Annotated in this window: 14 protein-coding genes; 6 read left to right on the forward strand and 8 right to left on the reverse strand. The window is 45.5% G+C overall.

The window, feature by feature from the left end; genetic code table 11:
* Window positions 1-287: 287 nt before the first annotated feature.
* From NIES593_RS02885 to NIES593_RS02900, 3 genes are all read left to right on the forward strand, one after another.
* A complete protein-coding gene (locus tag NIES593_RS02885; RefSeq protein WP_073598149.1) occupies window positions 288-1,385 on the forward strand; it encodes a glycosyltransferase family 4 protein in 1,098 nt (365 codons plus the stop codon).
* Window positions 1,386-1,845: 460 nt separating this feature from the next.
* Window positions 1,846-2,949, forward strand: coding sequence for a glycosyltransferase family 4 protein (locus NIES593_RS02895; protein ID WP_073598151.1), 1,104 nt, complete (start codon window positions 1,846-1,848; stop codon window positions 2,947-2,949).
* 57 nt (window positions 2,950-3,006) lie between these two features.
* Entirely contained in the window at window positions 3,007-5,604 is a 2,598-nt protein-coding gene (locus NIES593_RS02900) for a GumC family protein (protein ID WP_073598152.1), read from the forward strand.
* A gap of 147 nt (window positions 5,605-5,751) precedes the next feature.
* Here NIES593_RS02900 and NIES593_RS02905 read toward each other — a convergent pair whose 3' ends face one another.
* From NIES593_RS02905 to NIES593_RS02935, 7 genes are all read right to left on the reverse strand, one after another.
* Window positions 5,752-6,351 (reverse strand): ATP-dependent Clp protease proteolytic subunit, encoded by a 600-nt coding sequence (locus NIES593_RS02905; protein WP_015144229.1) that lies wholly within the window; start codon window positions 6,349-6,351, stop codon window positions 5,752-5,754.
* Window positions 6,352-6,390: 39 nt separating this feature from the next.
* Window positions 6,391-7,077, reverse strand: coding sequence for an ATP-dependent Clp protease proteolytic subunit (locus tag NIES593_RS02910; protein WP_015144228.1), 687 nt, complete (start codon window positions 7,075-7,077; stop codon window positions 6,391-6,393).
* A gap of 227 nt (window positions 7,078-7,304) precedes the next feature.
* On the reverse strand, window positions 7,305-7,517 hold the full coding sequence (locus NIES593_RS02915) for a chlorophyll a/b-binding protein (RefSeq protein ID WP_073598153.1): 213 nt from the start codon (window positions 7,515-7,517) through the stop codon (window positions 7,305-7,307).
* Window positions 7,518-7,919: 402 nt separating this feature from the next.
* Window positions 7,920-8,807: a J domain-containing protein gene (locus NIES593_RS02920; RefSeq protein WP_073598154.1), complete on the reverse strand. Its 888-nt coding sequence runs from the start codon at window positions 8,805-8,807 to the stop codon at window positions 7,920-7,922.
* A 242-nt stretch (window positions 8,808-9,049) separates the two neighbouring features.
* A complete protein-coding gene (dnaK, locus tag NIES593_RS02925) occupies window positions 9,050-11,227 on the reverse strand; it encodes a molecular chaperone DnaK (protein ID WP_073598155.1) in 2,178 nt (725 codons plus the stop codon).
* 692 nt (window positions 11,228-11,919) lie between these two features.
* Entirely contained in the window at window positions 11,920-13,845 is a 1,926-nt protein-coding gene (locus tag NIES593_RS02930; protein WP_073598156.1) for a hypothetical protein, read from the reverse strand.
* A gap of 250 nt (window positions 13,846-14,095) precedes the next feature.
* Window positions 14,096-14,674 carry a thioredoxin family protein gene (locus NIES593_RS02935; RefSeq protein WP_073598157.1) on the reverse strand — a complete coding sequence of 193 codons (579 nt, stop codon included), beginning with the start codon at window positions 14,672-14,674 and terminating at the stop codon, window positions 14,096-14,098.
* 70 nt (window positions 14,675-14,744) lie between these two features.
* Between NIES593_RS02935 and NIES593_RS02940 the strand changes: the two genes are divergently transcribed.
* Window positions 14,745-15,149 carry an NIL domain-containing protein gene (locus NIES593_RS02940; protein WP_073598158.1) on the forward strand — a complete coding sequence of 135 codons (405 nt, stop codon included), beginning with the start codon at window positions 14,745-14,747 and terminating at the stop codon, window positions 15,147-15,149.
* 111 nt (window positions 15,150-15,260) lie between these two features.
* Here NIES593_RS02940 and NIES593_RS02945 read toward each other — a convergent pair whose 3' ends face one another.
* Window positions 15,261-16,877 (reverse strand): NAD(P)H-quinone oxidoreductase subunit N, encoded by a 1,617-nt coding sequence (locus NIES593_RS02945; protein ID WP_073598159.1) that lies wholly within the window; start codon window positions 16,875-16,877, stop codon window positions 15,261-15,263.
* Window positions 16,878-17,286: 409 nt separating this feature from the next.
* Here NIES593_RS02945 and topA point away from each other — a divergent pair, with 409 nt between their 5' ends.
* Entirely contained in the window at window positions 17,287-19,920 is a 2,634-nt protein-coding gene (topA, locus tag NIES593_RS02955) for a type I DNA topoisomerase (RefSeq protein ID WP_073598161.1), read from the forward strand.
* A gap of 53 nt (window positions 19,921-19,973) precedes the next feature.
* Window positions 19,974-20,570, forward strand: a complete 597-nt coding sequence (locus tag NIES593_RS02960) for a phycobiliprotein lyase (RefSeq protein ID WP_073598162.1) — start codon at window positions 19,974-19,976, stop codon at window positions 20,568-20,570.
* Window position 20,571: the final 1 nt, after the last annotated feature.

Genomic DNA, 20,571 nt, shown 5'->3' on the forward strand with positions numbered 1-20,571 from the left:
CGTAAATGAATGACAAGCTTACTCGATGTCGAGTTCCAAAATCACTTGGAAAACTATCGAGCAATGTTTACTCGCTCCTTATAGAAATCGCAATCTGGGTTCGGTTACCATAAAAGATCGACTAAAAATAAGAATAACTATTAACTAACATAGGCTGGCGTTTGTATCATTGGCTTCTAGCGAAAGACAGAACTTTTTGACAACCGCGAAACCCTGATAGGTAATAATAGCCGACGAATTGACGTAAGATTTGAAAAACTAAAAACAAAACCCGTCCGGCGATACTAATGCTGAAAGTTGCTCTGCTGCATTTTTGTTTTGAGGATTACACGGTTGAATTAGCCAATGGGTTGTGCCAGTATGTCGAGCTAACCCTAATTCACCCGGAGAAAATCTCAGCAAGCTGTAAAAACGTTCTCGACTCGAGAATCGCCGTTCGTAGCTTTAAAAAACCTCGGATCCGCGATCCGCGTAATGTTTTGGCAATGAGGGAGATGATGCGGATCGTTCGCCAAGTACAGCCCGATGTTTTGCATCTACAGGAAACGAACGATCCCTGGTTCGATCTAACGCTTTTGTACCATCGAGTGCCGCCATTAGTGACGACTATTCATGATGTCGTGCGGCATCCTGGCGATCGCGATCGCGTACCGGGTTCGGATTATACTCGCCAAATCGTCATCAATCGCTCCCAACAGTTTATCGTTCATGCCGATTCTCTTAAAAAAGCCTTAAGCGAACGATTTCCCAAGTCCAAGCGGCGAGTTAACGTGTTGCCCCATGGAGAACTAGGTAGCCTCTATCAGCGACGTGTCGGTAAGATGCACTTCCCCCGCGAGCCATATAAGCTACTGTTTTTCGGAAGGATTTGGCCTTACAAAGGTTTATCTTATCTACTCAAGGCAATGCCTCTAATCGTCGATAAAATTCCCGAAGTTAAGTTGATTATTGCGGGACGGGGCGAAAATCTCAGACAATATTTTCCCAACGGCTGGGACGAGCGACACTATCAAATTATCAATGATTTCATTCCCATTGAAGAGGTCATAGCTTTGTTCCAAAGCAGCACCGTTGTGGTTTTACCCTACGTTGAAGCCTCTCAAAGCGGGGTTGCTGCTCTAGCTTACGGTATGGGAACGCCAATTATTGCCTCTGATGTGGGAGGAATCGGCGAGGTCGTTCGACACGAACGAGACGGACTGCTCGTACCGCCTCGCGACGTTCCCGCTCTAGCCGACGCGATCGTTCGCCTGTTGAGCGATCGCCAATTGCAAGCGCGAATGCAAGCAGCAGCCTTAGCTCGCTGTCAGGAAGATTTAAATTGGTCAACTATCGCCGCTCAAACGGTTGAGATTTATCGCCAAGCGCTAGCGTCAAACCGTTGAGAGATTTCTTGGCTCGCAGCCAGGAGATCTTTACGCTTATCGCTTCAATAGCTCCGTGTTTTTCCTAGCAGTCTTAATTTACTTTGCAACTCGCGCGCTTTAAAACTCCTTATAAAACATGAGCTGTGGTAAGTGTTTTTATAAATTTTATATTTTTGATTTTTGCATAAAAATTTAACAATCAAAGGAATATTGTTGATTTTCAATTTTATAAAAACATTGATTAATTTACGACTATTTTTAGTTTACATTTTAAATACTGTAAATCCAGGAAATCTGATTTTAGAGTTAGATTTATCAAGCGATGATATTCTTAAAATTTACATTTTGTCTAACATAGCTAAAACAAAACTATCGGAATACGACAACATTTTTCGAGGATTGGAATCGCAACAAATTTATTGCCACTCGAAGGTTCTGATATATTATTTGCAAAACATGAAAACTGCCGTTTGACGAGATGGACTCATTAAAATATCGAGTAGTAATGATGGGGTCTAACCTCAACCAAAAAGGTGGCATTGCTTCTGTAGAAAAATTAATCTTAAACTATAGTCTTCCCGAATTTGAGATTCGGCATATTACAACTCATGATGAAGGGTCAACCTTTTATCGCGTTCGAGTCTTTATCAAAGCTTTGACTGCCCTAATATTGCTCCTATCAAAAAAAGACGTAGATTTACTGCACGTCCATTTTTCAGAACGCGGTAGCGTCCTCCGAAAAACGATCGTTATTTTTGTTGCCTCGTGGTTTAAGAACCCGATCTTAATGCATGCCCACGGAGCTGAATTCCATTCATTTTTCTCGGCTCTTCCTAAATGGATTCAGCAATTAATCAGATCGGCATTTCGTCGATGTAAAGGATTAATTGCTTTATCTAAAACCGATCGCGAGCTATATATTCGCACTCTTGAGTTACCGCGCGATCGCGTTTTTGTCCTTCCCAATCCTGTCGAGTTACCCTCTCAAGTTCCAGAACGAGTCAATCGCTCATCCGTCAATCTTGTCTTTTTAGGACGAGTGGGTCAGCGCAAAGGAGCATTCGATTTAATCGAAGCCTTTGCTAATTTGCCAGATCTCCAGCAGCAAAAAGCTAAATTGATTTTGGCAGGCGACGGAGACTTAGAGAGAGGATATAGGTTAGTCGAGAAGTTCAATCTTGCCGAGAAAGTTGTTCTGCTGGGCTGGATTTCTTCAGAGCAACGCAAGGCGCTTATGAGCGAAGCGGACATTTTTATTTTACCTTCATATCACGAAGCCTTACCGATGGCAATCCTAGAAGCGATGGCTTGGGGTTTACCGATTATAGCTACGCCTGTAGGAGGAATTGCCGAGCTAGTTGTCTGTGGCGAAAATGGTTTGTTAGTAAGGCCGGGAAATATCGAGCAGCTTTCTAATGCCATGAAATTGGCGATCGAAGACGAATCGCTGCGACTGGCTTTAGGAAAAACTGCCAGAACCATGGCGGCTAGGTTTGATATCAAAAATTACTGGCACAGTTTGGCGCAGTTTTATTGTCTAGTCGCGACATCTCGCTTGCAACAAGCTTATGTCAGTAAATAAATATGCCACTGCGAGAAAATAAATATATCAGATCGATAAAATACTACACGAGAGTTTATGGAAGATAGAGAATTGTTGGATTTAGACTTTGGTAAGTACCTAATCGCCCTGAAACGACGATGGGTGTCAATGGTCGGCGTTTTTTTGGCAACCGTTGGTCTATCTGCCCTTTCGATAACTCTGCTCAAACCCTCTTATCAAGCTGAAGGAAAGCTGTTATTCAAAGAAGATCGCACTACGATGCTAATGGGATTGGGGAACGAGATCGGACAACTCAAACCGCTCGTTTCCACCCAAAATCCTTTAAATACCCAAATAGAGATCCTAACTTCCACGCCGCTTCTGCAAAAGACAATCGATGCTCTCAATCTCAAAGATAAAGAAGGTAAGCCTCTCAAACCAAAAGACTTCAAGAAGAGGTTAGAGGTTAAAATCATCGGTGGAACGGATGTCTTGAAGGTTGTTTATACGAGCTCCGATCCCAAGCTAGCTGCTGCCGTAGTCAACCAACTGATCCAGTTTTATAGAGAAATCGATATTCTCAACAAACGGGATGAAGCCCAAGCAGCGCGCAAATCTATTGCCAACCAGTTGCCCAAAGCAGAAGCCGCGCTGAGCCAAGCCGAAATTGCGCTGCGTCAATTTAAACTGCAAAACAAAATCGTAGATTTAGCGGAAGAATCTAAGTCAGCCGTCGAAAAAATAAAAATTTTAGACAACGACATTGCTACTACTAAGGCGCGATTTGAGGGAGTTGAAGCACAAGTCAAGGCATGGCGCAAGCAACTGGGGCTAAGCTTCGAGCAAGCCATTGCCGCGCAAATTCTCAGCAAGTCTCCTGCCATACAAGCCATCTTCAAAGACCTCGAACAGGTAGAACAAGACCTAGCCAATGAAAGAAGTCGTTACCAAGAGTCCCATCCTATAGTCGCGACCTTGAAGGAAAAGCAAACAGAAATCAGAGACAACTTGCAACGACAAATTCGAAAAACACTAGGCTCTGAGGCGCGTATTCCCGACGGACTGCTCGAAAATAACCGCGATCGCCAAACTCAAAACTTGATGGAAGATTACATCCAAATCGAGAAGAAACGCCTCGACCTAGCACAACAATTGCTGTCTCAATACAATTCTAAGGCGGCGTACCAACGAAGAGCGGATTTACTCCCGAAATTGGAACAAAAGCAGCGAGTCCTAGAGAGACAACTAGAAACTGCCCGAACGACTTATATAAGCTTATTTCAAAAAATTCAAGAAGCTCAGCTAGCCGCTCAGAAAGATTCGACTAACGTCTCAATTGTTGAAGAGGCAATCGTTCCTGAAAAGCCGCAATTGAGCCAGCCGCTTAAGGTTTTGGCTTTAGGAACGATCTTAGGTGCTTTCTTATCTACCACTGCCGTCTTAGTGCTAGAAAGAAAAGACCGAACCCTCAAGACAGTCAAAGAAATCAAGCAATTGTTTGGCTATCCGCTGCTAGGGATCGTTCCATCGCTCGATCGCCCAAAGAAATCCGCTCGTTTGGATGAAAACTCAGAACTGCCCATTCCGACGCTCGTGGTTCAAAATACTCCCGATTCGCCGATTAGCGAATCCTATCGAATGCTTCAGTCCAATCTCAAGTTTCTCAGTTCCGATCGCCAACAAAAAATTATTGTCGTAACCAGTTCGGTTTCTAAAGAGGGAAAATCCACTGTAGCTGCTAATTTAGCGGCTGCTATGGCGCAGGTGGGGCACAAAGTCTTGTTGGTAGATGCAAACTTGCACCATCCAATTCAACATCGGATCTGGGAACTTTATCCCAATGTGGGGTTGAGCAATCTTTTAGTCGAGCAAATCGCTCTTAGTAAGGCGCTCAAACAAGCAGTCATTCCCAATCTAGATATTCTCAGTTCTGGCGTAATTCCTCCCAGTCCGGCAACAATTTTAGATTCTCAACGGATGACTTTATTACTGCGAGAATTTACTAGAAAATACGATTTCGTTATCATTGACACTCCTTCTCTAAACCTGGCTGCCGACGCTCCGATTCTGAGCCGCATGGCTGATGGAATGTTATTAGTCGTTAAGCCTGGTGTCGTCGAGCGAGACAGTGCCATTTTTGCCAAAGAAATTTTGGAACAATCGGGTCAGAACGTTCTAGGAATCGTCGTCAATGGCGTTATTCCCGATCGCGAACCCTATAGCTACTACTATTTTGCTCCAGAGAGCAAGCAGGAGTCAGCCTCAAATAATAAGTATTCAGAAGTTCGGGAGAATAGGCTGCCCCCCTCTTGGTCGATGGCGTCGAACGAGTTTTCGCTCGACGATGACTCTACCTCCTCTATAGGGTTAGGAAATACATCCATTCATGAGTTGGAGCAAATTGCGCTCGATTTTCAATACAACTGGGAACAGTTACAGTCTTTGGTTAACGACCAAGAAGAAGAATTGGTCATGCAGGAGCAGACGATTAAGGAATTACAAGAGAGACTTAATAGAGCTAGTCAGCGCGAGCGGCTGACGCTAGAACAAGAACTTGCCTACGAACTCGAAAAACAAAAAATGTTAAGGGCAACCCTAGTCGGTCAGCGGGACAATCTTCAGAAAAGACATGAGCTTTTGCGCCAATATCAGGTTTTGCAACGCGAGCAAGTCTATCGTTCGCAAGATACCTAGTATTGATAGCGTTTGGAGAGCGGTACGGATGAGCGCGACTTGGTTGGCAGGAGAAAATCCCGGCAAAAGTTATCAATTCTCAGCAAAAATCCCACGAATTGAGGCGTGGGATCCAGTCGATCGCTAACTCGCATGCAAGACGATCGCTCACTTTTTGGTTTCTTCGATTACCCTATCGATGAGACCGTATTCTTTGGCTTCTTCAGCAGACATGAAGTAATCGCGATCGGTATCTTTCTCAATTCTTTCGATTGGTTGACCCGTTCTTTGCGCCAGGATTTCATTTAACTGACGACGAATTCGGATAATTTCTTTGGCCTCGATCTCGATATCTGTTGCTTGTCTGCGTCCGGTTCCTCCTAGGGGTTGGTGAATCATGATCCGGGAGTGAGGAAGGGCTAGACGTTTTCCGGGCGTGCCTGCTGCTAGCAAGAAAGCTCCCATCGAAGCAGCTAAACCAACGCAGATAGTAATAACATCTGCTTTAATGTATTGCATGGTATCATAAATCGCCATGCCAGCCGTGACGGAACCGCCTGGAGAGTTAATGTACATGTAGATCGGCTTGCTCGAATCATCGGAGTCCAAATATAACAGAAAAGCCACGATGCGATTAGCGAGTCCGTCTGTCACCTCTTGACCGAGGAAAATAATGCGTTCCTGACTCAGGCGAGTGTAAATATCGATCCAACGCTCGAACTGGCTGCCAGGAAGGCGATAAGGCACACTAGGAACACCAATGGGCATAGCAATTTACTCGTATTTGTATTTAAAGGTTAACAACAATTAACTGACACTCGTTAAAGGTTTGGGCAGTTCTTTGCGACTCTCTAGGACGCGATCGATCAGTCCATATTCTTTGGCTTGTTGAGGGGTCATGTAGAAGGTACGATCCATATCCTTGGCGATTTTCTCGATTGGTTGACCCGTATTCTTGGAGAGAATCTCCAGCATGGTTCTCTTATTGGAGATTACCTCTTTGGCTCGGATTTGAATGTCTGTCGCTTGACCTTGCGCTCCTGTTCGGCTTTGGTTGAGAACGATGGTAGCGTGGGGAAGGCTAGCGCGACAACCTTTGGTTCCTGCCGAGAGGATCATGGCTGCCGTTCCCATTGCCTGACCGATACAAATAGTATGAACGGGAGGTTTGATGTAAGCGATCGTGTCGCAGATTGCAAAAGCTTCCGTTTCATAGCCGATCGCGTCTCCGGTGTACCACGAGGTTCCGGTAGAGTTGATGTAGAAGTAGATCGGCTTTTCTGCATCGTCGAATTGCAGGAAAAGCAGTTGAGCAATAATTAACTGAGTGACATCAATGCCAACTTGCTGTTTAACGTCGTCTGAAGAAAACAGCGGCATTCCCAAATAGACGATGCGCTCTTTAAGCAACAGAGATTCTAAATCTGGCGGGGGAGTTCGATAGGATACATCGCTATAGTATGCAGTTTGAACTGCTTTAATCTGTGAAGTCATCTCGTTAGGCGTTTGTGGTTAGTTAGTACGCGTCAATGGGAAAAAATACAATTTAATGACGTGCGGGATTAATAGTCTTCTAATTTTGATTCTAACGTACTTGGAATTTAAGGCAGAAGAAGATTTGCTCGCTTGGGTGCCGTTGCGAATTGCACTGAGCTAACAAAAAAGCCCCAGTCGCTCTAACTAGGACTTAATTGAAACGAACCAAAAGTTCGATGCGATGCTTAGAGGCTAGTCAACCAACCAATTAATCCCTGTCCCGTAAAGGCTTCGAGAGCCAACAGGGAGACGAACCCAATCATTGCCAAGCGACCGTTGAGTTGCTCTGCATGCTGAGTAAAGCCAGTTTTGGGGGTTTCATCTACATACATTGTAGGTTCGATGGCAAAGTTATTTAATCGATTTCCTTCTTCTGTGGTATATCCGCGAGATGTCATGTTTTTGTTATTCCTTTGTTTTTCTCTATGTAAAGAATTATAGCTTTATATAAATAATTATTTCAATAACTTGACAAAATTATTTTGTGTGACAGGAGCCTATGCATCAGGATTCGCTCCATCTATCGAAGTACCATATCCAGCCAACATTAAAATCTCGCCAAGAAATCAATTTCTTGGCTAAGACCATAAGTCCATTAAAGTGGACTGAAAACCTTATCTAGTAATCATTTATAATCATTTATCCTATAGGCGAGAACTTTCGCGATCGAGCTTGGGAATTCATTCCTTTGTCGGGTTAAGCGCGAATCTGGTACCTTAACACTATTAGCCCAGAAGTCCATTTCTGGGCTAATAGTGTTAGCTTAAATCTGTTTAAGACAAAGACCGATAGTTATTAGCTTAAGCGATCGAATTGCGACGAGGATTAAACTTTTCCACCTGCCTCAATTGTTTGTATAGTTCCAACTCTTGCTCGCTTGGTTCGGGAGGAATAACGATCTGAATTTCTACTAACTGATCGCCCCTGCTGCCTTGACCGTTAGGATAGCCTTTATTGGCAAGGCGCAGGCGCTGACCCGCTCTAACTCCCTTGGGAACGATCATTTTGACGAGACCGTCGATAGTTGGAACTTCTACAGCCCCTCCGACAATTGCTTCGCTAGGTGTAACCGGGATCTGACAATAAATATCCGACCCTTGTATCTCAAAGAAAGGATGGCGAGCGACCGTAATTTTAAGATAGAGATCGCCGCCGTTAATTCCCTGACCCTTGAGTCGAATTTTTTGCCCATTCATCATGCCGGGCGGCATATCGACTTCTAGCGATCGCCCGTCTTCAAGTCGAATGCGCTCTCTGCCGCCGCGATAAGCTTTTTCGAGGGGCAGAGTCAATCTTGCCTCAACATCCCGACGAAGCGGGGGACTGACCACTTTAGCCGTTTTAGTCGTTCCTGGGCTGAAATCTCTGATTTTCCAGGTCTCGAATGCCTGACGAGAATTGCTGCTGCTTCCGTTGCTATTACGATTGAACCCTACTCTAGGTCGCTCAAACCTGCGCTTCGGTTTTCCAAAAAGAAGTTTATCGTAATCTGCCCGTTTATTTTCATCGGAGAGGATGTCATATGCCTCATTAATATCCTTAAATTTTTCCTCTGCGATTTTATCTCCCGGATTAACGTCGGGATGATACTGTCGAGCCAATCTGCGAAATGTTTTTTTAATTTCCTCTCCGGAAGCATCTCTAGAAAGTCCTAAAATTTCATAATAATTACGCAATTGTTGTTGCATATGACAGTTATCACTAATTCAGTTATCAGTTATCAGTTATCAGTTATTGGGAGAGACGCGACGTATCGCATCTATTGATTAATTATCAGTTACCAGTTATTAATTTCAATTATTAATTATTAGTTATTTGGTTACCCACTGTTGGTTTATCTGTTACTGTTTCCTGGTAACTGGTCACTGGTAACTGGCTCTCGCCGCTTCGATCTCAGCCGTCTCACAGTTCTATGACGGCGGTTGCCGACTTAAAACCAATCGTCATCATCTTCATCCCAATCATTTTCGTAAGGAAGATTGCGAGAACGACTCCGATTGTAAGAGCGACCAGACTCGGAAGAAGAGTTGCGAGAGCGAGAGGAGCTTCCTCGATCGTAGTACTTGTTGTCATAATCATCGTAATTGGGATTGGGAGAGCGATAGTTATCTCGGTAGTCATCTTGGTAGTCATCTCGATAATTATTTTTTCGATAACTACCTTGGTAAGAATCGCGGTAATCGTCGTGATAGCTAGAAGAACGTCTCGTTGGATAGGGAAGGTCTTCTTCTTTGTCGCCAGTAAAGATATTGCGAATGGAACCGAAGAAACCTTCATCTTCTTCGCTTTCGTATTGCAGTCGCACTTCTCGTTGTAGTTCGTAGAGAACGTCTTGAAGGTCTGATTGCGCTCTATCGAGCCTGCGATCGTCGTCTTTTTCTAAGCTATCGAGAATTTCCGTACTCAGAGCTTCGATTTGACGGCGATAGGAACTGGTGAATTGAGTGCCGAAATCTAAGGTAGCCTCTTTGAGGCGGCGTTGAGCGCGATCGACTAAAGATTTAGCGCTATTGCGCTTGTCTACCCGTTCTTTTTTCTCTCTGTCCTGCTGGGCAAACTGAGCAGCCTCTCGAATCATGCGATTGACTTCTGCTTCGGTTAGCGTAGAAGCGCCTTGGATGGTAACGCTTTGTTCGCGTCCGGTGGTTTTATCGCGGGCAGTAACTTGCAGAATACCGTTGGCATCGATATCAAAGGAGACTTGGATTTGGGGAACTCCTCTGGGGGCAGGTGGAATTCCAGTTAGCTTGAATCGTCCTAGCGACTTATTTCCTGTCGCCATTTCGCGTTCTCCTTGAAGGATGTGGATTTCTACCTGGGTTTGGTTGTTTTCAGAGGTCGAGAAAATGTCGGAACGACGAACGGGAATGGTAGTATTGCGCGGAATTAGTTTTTTCATTACGCCGCCGATGGTTTCCAATCCCAAAGAGAGGGGAGTTACGTCTAACAACAGAATATCTTTGACTTCCCCTTGTAGAATTCCTGCTTGAATCGCCGCACCGACGGCAACAACTTCGTCGGGATTGACGTTTTGATTGGGTTCTTTGTCAATGAAGCTGCGTACTAACGCTTGTACCATGGGCATGCGGCTTGCTCCGCCCACTAAGACAACTTCGTCGATCTGAACTGGGCTTAAACCCGCGTCAGCAATAGCGCGTTTGAGGGGACGGCGCAAGCGACTTACTAAATCTCCGCAGAGTTCTTCAAATTTGGCGCGAGTCAATCGAGTTTCGATGTGTTGAGGTCCGTCTTCAGTAACGGTAATAAAGGGTAAATTAATGTCGGTGACGCTAACGCCAGAGAGTTCGATTTTTGCCTTTTCTGCTGCTTCTATCAGGCGTTGTAGGGCTTGGCGGTCGCTGCGGCGCAGATCCACTCCATGTTGTTCGAGAAATTGTTCTGCCAGCCAGTCTACAATTCGTTTATCAAAATCATTGCCGCCTAGCTGAGTATCGCCGCTGGTCGCTCTCACCTCGATCACGCCATCTCCAACCTCTAAAATCGAGACATCAAATGTTCCGCCGCCGAGGTCAAAAACTAGGATTTTCTTGTTTTGCTGCTGGTCTAATCCATACGCCAACGAGGCTGCAGTTGGTTCGTTGATAATGCGTAAGACTTCTAATCCCGCGATGCGTCCCGCGTCTCTGGTGGCTTGTCGTTGAGAGTCGTTAAAATAGGCGGGAACGGTAATTACTGCCCCTGTCACTTCTTCGCCCAAGTAGCGACTGGCTTCTTCAGCCAGTTTGCGCAGAATCATCGCTGAGATTTCTTCAGGAGCAAATTCTTTTTTCAAGCGCGGACAGCGAATTTTAATATTTCCAATTTCATCCCGACGGATGGTATAGGGAACTTGCTTGGATTCGGGTTGTAATTCCGCGTATTGACGACCCATGAAGCGCTTGATCGCGAAAAAGGTATTTTGGGGATTTAAGACGGCTTGCCGTCGCGCCATTTGTCCCACAACTAATTCGCCATCTTTTGTGAAGCCAACTACAGAAGGGGTCGTTCGCATTCCTTCCGAATTTGGTATTACGAGAGGCTTTCCACCCTCCATGACGGCTACCACGGAGTTAGTTGTCCCCAGGTCAATGCCGACTACTCTTCCCATGCCTATTTTTCTCTCCTGTCTTTTTGATTCGCTCTTGGGTCGTTTTCGTTCGAGCGTTTAACTCGATTACTCCTTGTAGACTATATTCTATCGAATCGTGCCAGTCTTATTGGGTCGGGAATCCCGTTCTTCTTTGTCCTTTGTTACTTGTCCTTTATCAAAAGTTCTTTTCCCTTTCCCCTTTCCCTTCAATAACCAATGACCAATGACTAATAAGAAATTGCGATCGCGAAACAAAAATGCCTAAGAAAATTTTAGCGAAAACTATTATGACTTGCGAGATTCCTCTCCGATCCGATTTTAGATTGAGAAAGATCGAACCCATAAGGTTTGAAAAATCTATTTGTAGCTAAGATTTTTCCAATTGGTATGAGTAGTTTCTGAGCTTTTTGATAAGAAAGTTAAACTAATTTTGCAATCAATGTAACCCAACTCTCATAAATTTTTGCTGCTTTGCTACGATTGGAGTAGAAAAAACCAACCTAGAGAAGTTTAAGGTTGGTGGAGGAAAAAAGATATGACAGTAGAACTTTTTCAAACTTTATGGATTATAGCTATCGTCGCGATCGCTAGCGCCATTTTAATTCCCGTCTTGATGTGGATTTTACCAGACAGAACCAAATCTGCCTAATCATAGTGGTTGACGGATAGTAGTTAGTTGTTAGCCGATAGTATAACTATTAACTACTAACTTACGGAATCGCGCGAGTTTTAAACTGTAATTCTCCAGCTTTTATTAAGAGTTCTCCCTGCTTCCAGCCGAGGGAAATTGGTGATTGGTTTCCCGTTTGACTGTTATAAAGGGCAAAATTCTCTGACCAATTGCGTTCTTTACCATTGAAAATTAGCAAAGGAAGTAGAAATAACTGATTATAGAATAGTTGTAAATGATTACCTTTGACATCTTGTAATTTAACTCGTCCTTGGTTTAACTGACTGAGATCGAGTTGACTTTTTTGTTTGACGGCTTGTTTAAATTCTTCATAACTACCATGGGATTCTGGCTCGCCAACTTCGAGCGCAAAACCTGCATAAGTGCTTTCCTTAGTTGTTGCCTTGAAGGTTTGTTCTCGGACATAAATTGAACCATACTTGCGATCGCCAATGGGAATGGGAAAATAAGTATTTAGATTAATAGGATAAATAGCTAACCAAGTTTTTTCTAATTGAAAAAACCAAATTCCGCCTTCAATTTCCGCTTTAGCCGTTTTCGGTAATTGAAAGAAAAAAGGCATTTGGGTAGCAGGACGCAACCAAATCAAAAGATTGCGAGATTGTCCGATTTGATCTCCGGGATTTTTTCCCGGATGTACCCAATTACCACCTGTATTTGCCACAAAATAATCGACTCCGCGTCTACTGTTATATGCCATCAATTTAAATGGCGAGACATCCTTGTCCGCAAAAGTTCCCGCTACACTTCCCATTTGATAAGTATTGCCAAAAAATTGAGTTTCCCAATAGGCAGGATACTCGTCATTTCCGAATTTCCAATTCTCATAAAGGGGTTTGGTGGCTAAAATTTCTAAGGGTTTATCGAATTGCTTGCGTGCCAAAGCAACGACGGCTTGCGGCGGTCGATAGGTGCTAGTGATGAGATGCAACATATCCAACTCTGGCTGGGAATTGGGAAGCGGCGTATCGCCAAAGTATAACCAGAACGTCTTCGCCGCTGAAGACATCAAAGCGCCATTGCCACCGCCGTAATCCCGTTTGGACGGACCTCCCCATCCGCCTCGATAGTACTTCACGGCAGCCGCAGCCGACATCCAATCTAATGCAGCTTTCGCTAATCGTTTGACTTGTGGATCTTTGGCAAAGTCATAGAGATTGAGATAGGGGACAAAAGTATGACTCATATAAGCCTCTGAATCCCATTCCCCCATACCAATGTGATAAAGTGCCCCGACGTAGCCTTGAATTTTTTGCTTGTAGAGTTGTCGGGTTTTCTCATTTCCGGTTTTTTCTGCCATTAGATAGACTGCAACTTCTCTCATAGCTCTGAGATTATCTGTATTGCGACTATCCACCCAACCGCCACGCTTGCTCATATCCCATTCTTTGCCTCGACTATCTCCAAAACCGTAGATGGGATGCATGCGGTTGAGGGGATCTTCTTGAGTCCATTTTTTGGCTCCCAAATACATGCGTTGCTTGTAAGCTGGATCGAGAAATCGTCCGAACAGGAAATACTTGCGAATTTGTCCTTTAAGGGTAAAGCTATAATAATAGTCGATTCCTTCTGTATGCGCGTGTTTGTCGGCTTGCGGATCTTCTTGTTGCAAAAAAGCTAGTGCGGTTTTCCGATTGCCTGCTAAAAAGTCAAACATGGCTCTAGGATAAGCGCTCTTTTCATTTTCTCCATAGCCGTTACCGTAGCCGTTTGGGTTGGCAAAATGACGAATAACGGTAGCAGCGCGTTGTTGAAATTCGGCTTCTAGTTCTTGCGTCCAAGAGTTTTGAAACTCTGGTTCGACTTCTGAGAGTTGGAGTCCGCTAATGGTTTTAGTAGCGGCGGATGGGGAAGCTTCCTTCGCAGTAGTAAGCGCACAGCCAAAGAGCGCAAACGGCAGGAGCGAAGTTGCTACCGCATGACGGGCAACATCGGAAAATTTCATCGCAAAAATTTGCTTAAGTTGGCACGAATCTTGTCGCAATCGCTGATTAAGCTCAGATTTGCGATGGAGATGGAGTGTTAAAGATTTTGATAACTAATTTCTCACGATCGCTTTAGTAATCGAGTAGTGGTTCTGTTCCTATATAGCCTTTTAAGCTGTCAGTGTCAACCCAGTTCACAATTGATTGTCATTGCAAATTGTCAATTGTTAATTATTTGGGTTAAGTTTGTGCTGCCTATAAACACTTAATTTATTGTTTTACTTGAGTGCCGTGACTGCGGGGATCGTCCTGACTGGAATTGGCAGCATTAACTGGGGCGTTAAAGGTAGAGGTTTGACCCGTAGAATAGGCATATGGTAACTCTGAATTGGCGACCAGAGCGTCCAGATTAGCTTCCATGACCGAAAGCGGTTGTTCGCCAATCGTTTGGGCAACTGCTTCTCCCTGTCGATTTAAAAAGACAAAATGGGGAATGCCGTCCACGCGATAACGCAAGATTTCGGGCAGCCATTTGCTATTATCGACGTTGAGCATAACAAAATTTATCGAGTCAGCATAATTTTGTTTGAGTTGGGCTAAATCTTTTGCCATTGCCTGACAAGTCGTACACCAGTTGGCATAGAATTCTGTTAGGGTAGGTTTGCCGTTTGTCAGGGCAACTTCGAGGGGAGTGGATTGTTCGGCTTGCGCTTCGAGAGAAACCGAGCTAGCTTGAGTATGAAAGCCAAAAGAGATGGCAACGCCCAGAGCGATCGCAGCTATGGCAATTAATAAGTTTCTAATTCGAGCGGCATTTGTTCCTTGAGACCCCGATAAATTCTCAGCCATACCTAATTGATTTTGGACTCATTTCATACGATTTCATTGTAACTATTTACAATCGAATGACAACCGAACGATGAAAAAACGGGTCACGCTGACTTTTCCCCAAAGAACGGTGCATATGCCAGTGACTTATCGACTGGCAAAGGATTTTAACGTTGCTGCTAATATTATCCGCGCCCAAGTCGCGCCCAACCAGGTAGGCAAACTGGTACTGGAATTATCGGGGGATATCGACGAGTTAGAAGCGGCGATAGAATGGTTGCGATCGCAGGGAATTGGCGTTTCTCTGGCGAGTCGCGAAATCGTCATCGATGAAAACAGTTGCGTTGACTGCGGGTTGTGTACGGGCGTTTGTCCCACAGAAGCATTAACCCTAGAACCGGAAACGTTTAAATTAAAATTCCTGCGATCGCGCTGTGTCGTCTGCGAGCAATGCATTCCCACCTGTCCGGTACAGGCAATTTCTACCAATCTTTGATAACTTGTTTAACCTAACTGCAATTGAAATAGCCTAAAAAAGTAGAGGTACAATCGCGTTGCACCTCTAGGAAAACTCTTTATCGTGCTAAGGTTTTAGGTACGGACGGAGTTATTGACGTTTTGCCCGCTCAAGCTGTTCTGAAACCGAAAGATCCGCGACTGTTTTGTGAGTATTTTTGACATTCGGGAGCGAACGATTAACTTGAGGACTGATAATAGCTGCTTTCAGAATTGGCGTGGTAGTGACAGAATTAGTGGCAAGAGTAAATAGAGGATTTGACAAAATTCCCGCTAGAGAAGTTGCTACGAGTGACAGTACCAATCCCACTTGCAAGGGACGCATTCCTGGTAGATTCCAACGAATTTCGGGATAATTCTTAACCGCATCCGACATCTCTTGCGGTTCTTTGACCACCATCATCTTGACGACGCGGATATAGTAGTAAATCGAGGCAACGCTGGTAATTAACCCCAACAAGACCAATCCGTAAAGTCCAGCTTGCCAACCCGCCCAGAATAGATAGATTTTACCGAAGAACCCAGCTAGGGGAGGAATGCCACCCAAGGAGAGCAAACAAACGCTCAGACCAAGGGTTAACAGCGGATCTTTTTGATACAATCCCGCATATTCGGCGATCCGATCGGTTCCCGTGCGCAGAGAGAAAAGAATCACGCAGGTAAATGCGCCCAGGTTCATAAACAAGTAAACCAATAGATAAAACACGACGCTAGAGTATCCGGCATCGGTTCCGGCAATCAAACCAATCGTCACAAAACCTGCTTGCCCGATAGACGAGTAAGCTAGCATTCGTTTCATGCTGGTTTGTGCCAAGGCAACGACGTTTCCCAAAACCATGCTGAGAATTGCCAGGGCAGTAAAGATAAAATGCCACTGTTCGCTTACCAAGGCGAAAGCCGTCACTAACATGCGAATGGCAAGGGCAAACCCAGCCGCTTTAGAACCGACAGAGAGAAAAGCAACGACAGGAGTAGGAGATCCTTCGTAAACGTCTGGAGTCCACTGGTGGAAAGGAACGGCAGAAATTTTGAAAGCGACACCAGCGATAACGAAAACCAGTGCGATCGCCAGTGCCAACGATTGACCGCCGCTAGCATCGGCAAGCTTAGCCGCGATCGCGTCCAAGGCAGTTTCTCCCCCCGACAACCCGTACAACAGGGAAACCCCATAGAGAAAGATTGCCGAACTCGAAGCACCGATCAACAGGTATTTTAATGCCGCCTCGTTAGAACGGGGATCGCGCTTCATGTAGCCCGTCATCAGATAGGAAGCAATACTCAACGTCTCCAGGGAGATATAAATCATCACCAGTTCGTTCCCCCCCGACAGGAACATCCCGCCCAGAGTAGCCGTAAGCATGATAGCGATGAACTCCGCCAAAGACGTACCCGATTGTTCTACATAGCGCACCGACATTAAGATAGTAACTGCTGTAGATAAGGCGACGATGGCACGGAAAACGATGCTTAGGTTATCTGCCTCAAAAGCCCCCAGAAAGGACATAGGCGTGGGATTGTTCCAACCGAGATAGAGTGCCGCGATCGAAATCAGCAATCCCGCGATCGCGGCATAGGGAAGCCAACGCGCGGAACTGCGCCCCATAATTAGATCCCCGATGACGACGACCATCAGGGTGATAATCACGATGCCTTCTGGCAAAATGGTTCCAGCATTGAGCTGACTAGCGACAAGAGTGGAAAAATCCATAGGGTTTATAAGTTGAACTAATCTATAGTAAGAAAGGGCAGCACCCGAATCAACTGCTCTTGTATCATTAAAAAACCTTTAAAGAAATTGTAACCTGCAAGTTACTCCAATCTCTCGGTTGCAATCGACGCGAGAAGTTTTGTTAGATTGATAAGCTAGGATTGAGCTATGTTAAAACTATGCGATAAGTTTAACCGGATTCCCATGCCCAAAGGTCAATTATCGAGCAGATGCTGGGCGATCGACGTTAAGGTAGGGAATCCCGCGTTAAAAGAGCGCAAAAATTTAAATTACCAGAAGCCTGCTTCAGTTTCCGTCCAAAACTCTCCCCTTCAATTGATTTTTGCTTGACCTAGTTGTACTCAAACAGCACTAATTGCTATAACAGCGCAACTACCTGTAACCTCTTATGTCAACTCTCGTCATCGTCGAATCCCCCACTAAAGCCCGCACGATCGGGAACTATTTGCCCAAAGATTACCTCGTAGAAGCATCAATGGGACACGTGCGCGATTTGCCGGCATCCGCTGAGGAAATTCCGCCGGAATATAAAGACAAAAAGTGGGCAACGTTAGGAGTTAACGTCGAAAATAATTTCGAGCCGCTCTATGTCGTTCCTCAAACCAAGAAAAAAGTCGTTAGAGAACTGCAAGCGGCACTAAAAAAGGCGGACAAACTCATCCTCGCAACGGACGAAGATCGCGAAGGGGAAAGTATTAGCTGGCATCTCACCCAGATCCTAAAGCCAAAAGTTCCGGTCGAGCGGATGGTTTTCCACGAGATCACCCGCGAGGCGATTCAAGAAGCCCTCAAAAATTGTCGCCAGATTGACGAGAATTTGGTTCGCGCTCAGGAAACGCGACGAATTTTAGACCGTCTAGTTGGCTATACCCTTTCTCCCTTGCTGTGGAAGAAAATCGCTTGGGGATTGTCTGCCGGACGAGTTCAATCTGTTGCCGTGCGCTTGTTAGTGCAACGAGAGCGAGAACGCCTTGCCTTTAAATCGGGAAGTTATTGGGATCTCAAAGCTATCTTAGAACAAGAGAAAACTCCCTTTGAAGCAAGATTAATTGCTTTAGGCGGTAAAAAGCTGGCTACGGGGAGCGATTTCGACCCCACAACGGGGAAAATTGCGCGAGGGCGCGATGTAGTGCTTTTGAACGAAGAAGAAGCAACTGCCCTCAAAGAGCGCCTCGAAGATAAAGTCTGGAAAGTTACCAACACCGAAGAAAAACCTACCACTCGCAAACCCGCTCCTCCTTTTACAACTTCTACCCTACAACAGGAAGCCAACCGAAAACTGGGCATTTCGGCGCGAGATACGATGCGGATCGCCCAAAATCTCTACGAGCAGGGCTATATCACCTACATGCGAACGGATTCGGTGCATTTGTCCGCACAGGCGATCGCAGCAGCAAGAGCCTGCGTTGAGGAAATGTACGGCAAGGAATACCTCAGCTCTAAACCGCGAAATTATACCACAAAAAGTAAAGGAGCGCAAGAAGCACACGAAGCTATCCGTCCGGCAGGCAGTAGCTTTCGCATCCCCAGCAAAACAGGGCTATCGGGACTGGACTTCTCCCTCTACGATTTAATCTGGAAGCGAACGGTTGCCTGTCAGATGGCAGATGCGCGCTTGACTCTAACGACCGTCAATATTAAAGTCGAAGATGCCGATTTTAGAGCTTCTGGGAAACGCATTGATTTTGCAGGCTTTTTTCGCGCCTATGTCGAAGGTTCCGATGACCCAGAAGCTGCCCTCGATAGCCAAGATGTGATTCTGCCTCCCCTGAAAGTTGGAGATACGCCGGAGTGCAAGCAATTAGATGTTTTGGGACACGAAACCCAACCGCCCGCTCGCTATAGCGAAGCCTCTTTAGTCAAAACCTTAGAAAGCGAAGGCGTGGGTCGTCCCAGTACCTATGCCACCATTATCGGGACAATTATCGATCGCGGCTATGCCAAGATGGAGAATAAAGCCTTAGTCCCGACTTTTCCAGCTTTTGCCGTCACTAGCCTGCTAGAACAACATTTTTCCGACTTAGTAGATGTCAGCTTTACCGCCAAGATGGAACAAACCTTAGATGAAATTGCTAGCGGCAAAGCTGAATGGCTTCCCTACCTTCAGAAGTTTTATCTGGGGAACGAAGGACTGGAGAATCAAGTTAAGGTTAGAGAAAGCGACATCGACCCCAGCAAGGCGAAAACAATTTGTCTAGAAAATCTGAATGCAGTCGTCAAAATCGGAAAATTTGGACCTTATCTAGAAGTTCCCAACAACGAAGAAGTCGTGACAGTTTCTCTGCCGCCAGACGTGACTCCTGCCGACCTCAATCCCGAACAGGTACAGGTGCTGCTGCGCCAAAAAACTGAAGGGCCCGATAAATTAGGATTGCATCCAGAAACTGGAGAACCAATTTATCTAAAAATCGGCACTTATGGTCCTTACGTTCAGTTGGGAGAAGAGTCGGAAAACAATAAAAAACCCAAACGTGCCTCTCTTCCTAGAGGCGTTAAACCAGAAGAGGTGACGCTGGAGATGGCAGTCGGTTTATTATCTCTGCCTCGGACGCTAGGAACCCATCCAGTTACAGGAGCAAAAATTAAAGCAGGGTTAGGAAAATTTGGACCATATATCGTTCACGACCAAGGCAAGGAAGGACTAGATTACCGCTCCCTCAAAGCAGGAGACGATGTTTTGACCGTGACTCTAGAACGGGCGCTAGAATTATTATCCGAACCGAAGCGAGGACGAGGAGGCAGTCGCGGCACTAAAAAGGAACCATTGCGCGAACTGGGGGTTCATCCCGACGATAACGAACCCATCAATATCTACGACGGTCCCTATGGCGCTTACGTCAAGCACGGCAAGACCAATGCTGGCATTCCTGAAGGAGAAACCGTAGAAAGTTTGACCCTCGAAAAAGCTTTAGAACTGATCGCTGCCAAAGCAGGGACAAAAAAATCGACTCGCAAGTCTACTGCAACTGCCTCGAAAACGAAGAAAACAACCACCAAGAAAACGACAACCAAGAAAACATAGAGCGATCGCAGTTATAGTGAATTGAGATAGGAAAACTAGGAGGTATATCAGAAGTGGACGCAATGGAGTTTTTCCAGCGCAGTGCCGGAAAATGGCGTTCTCAGCGCACGACGCATCATCTCCCGTTTAGACGAGCAGAGACGGGCGATTCGGATATTTATGTAGAAGCGCTAGCAGCCGACCATCCCAAAATCGTCGAAATTTGCGAAATGCACGAGGTAGATCCGTCTTTGGCTGTCGGCGGAGCCTTTGTTAGTTGGGACGGCTCGATGGCGTGGGACAAAGCCGACGAAAATCACCAAGGAACGACGGTGTTTGCCCTAATTCCCGATGTCGATAATTCTAGACAAGGCATGCTCCTGCGGGAGAGGGGTTATGCCGAAATCATCCCCATTGCGGGACGATACTACATGGATGACGAAAATGGATTGGTTCTTATCACTGAGTACGAAACGATGAGTACCATCGAACGTTTCTGGTTCGTCAGTCCCGATATGCGCCTGCGTACTAGCACCGTGCAGCGTTATGGCGGATTTAATACGGCTACTTTCTGCGCTGAAATTCGCACCGAGTCACAAGCCAAGGAATTTAGCGGATCTCAAGCACCTCCTTCCGAAGGAATGCAGTTTTATTCCATCAGCGGCTGGTAAT

The organism is Hydrococcus rivularis NIES-593, from assembly GCF_001904635.1.
Taxonomy (GTDB): Bacteria; Cyanobacteriota; Cyanobacteriia; order Cyanobacteriales; family Microcystaceae; genus Hydrococcus; species Hydrococcus rivularis.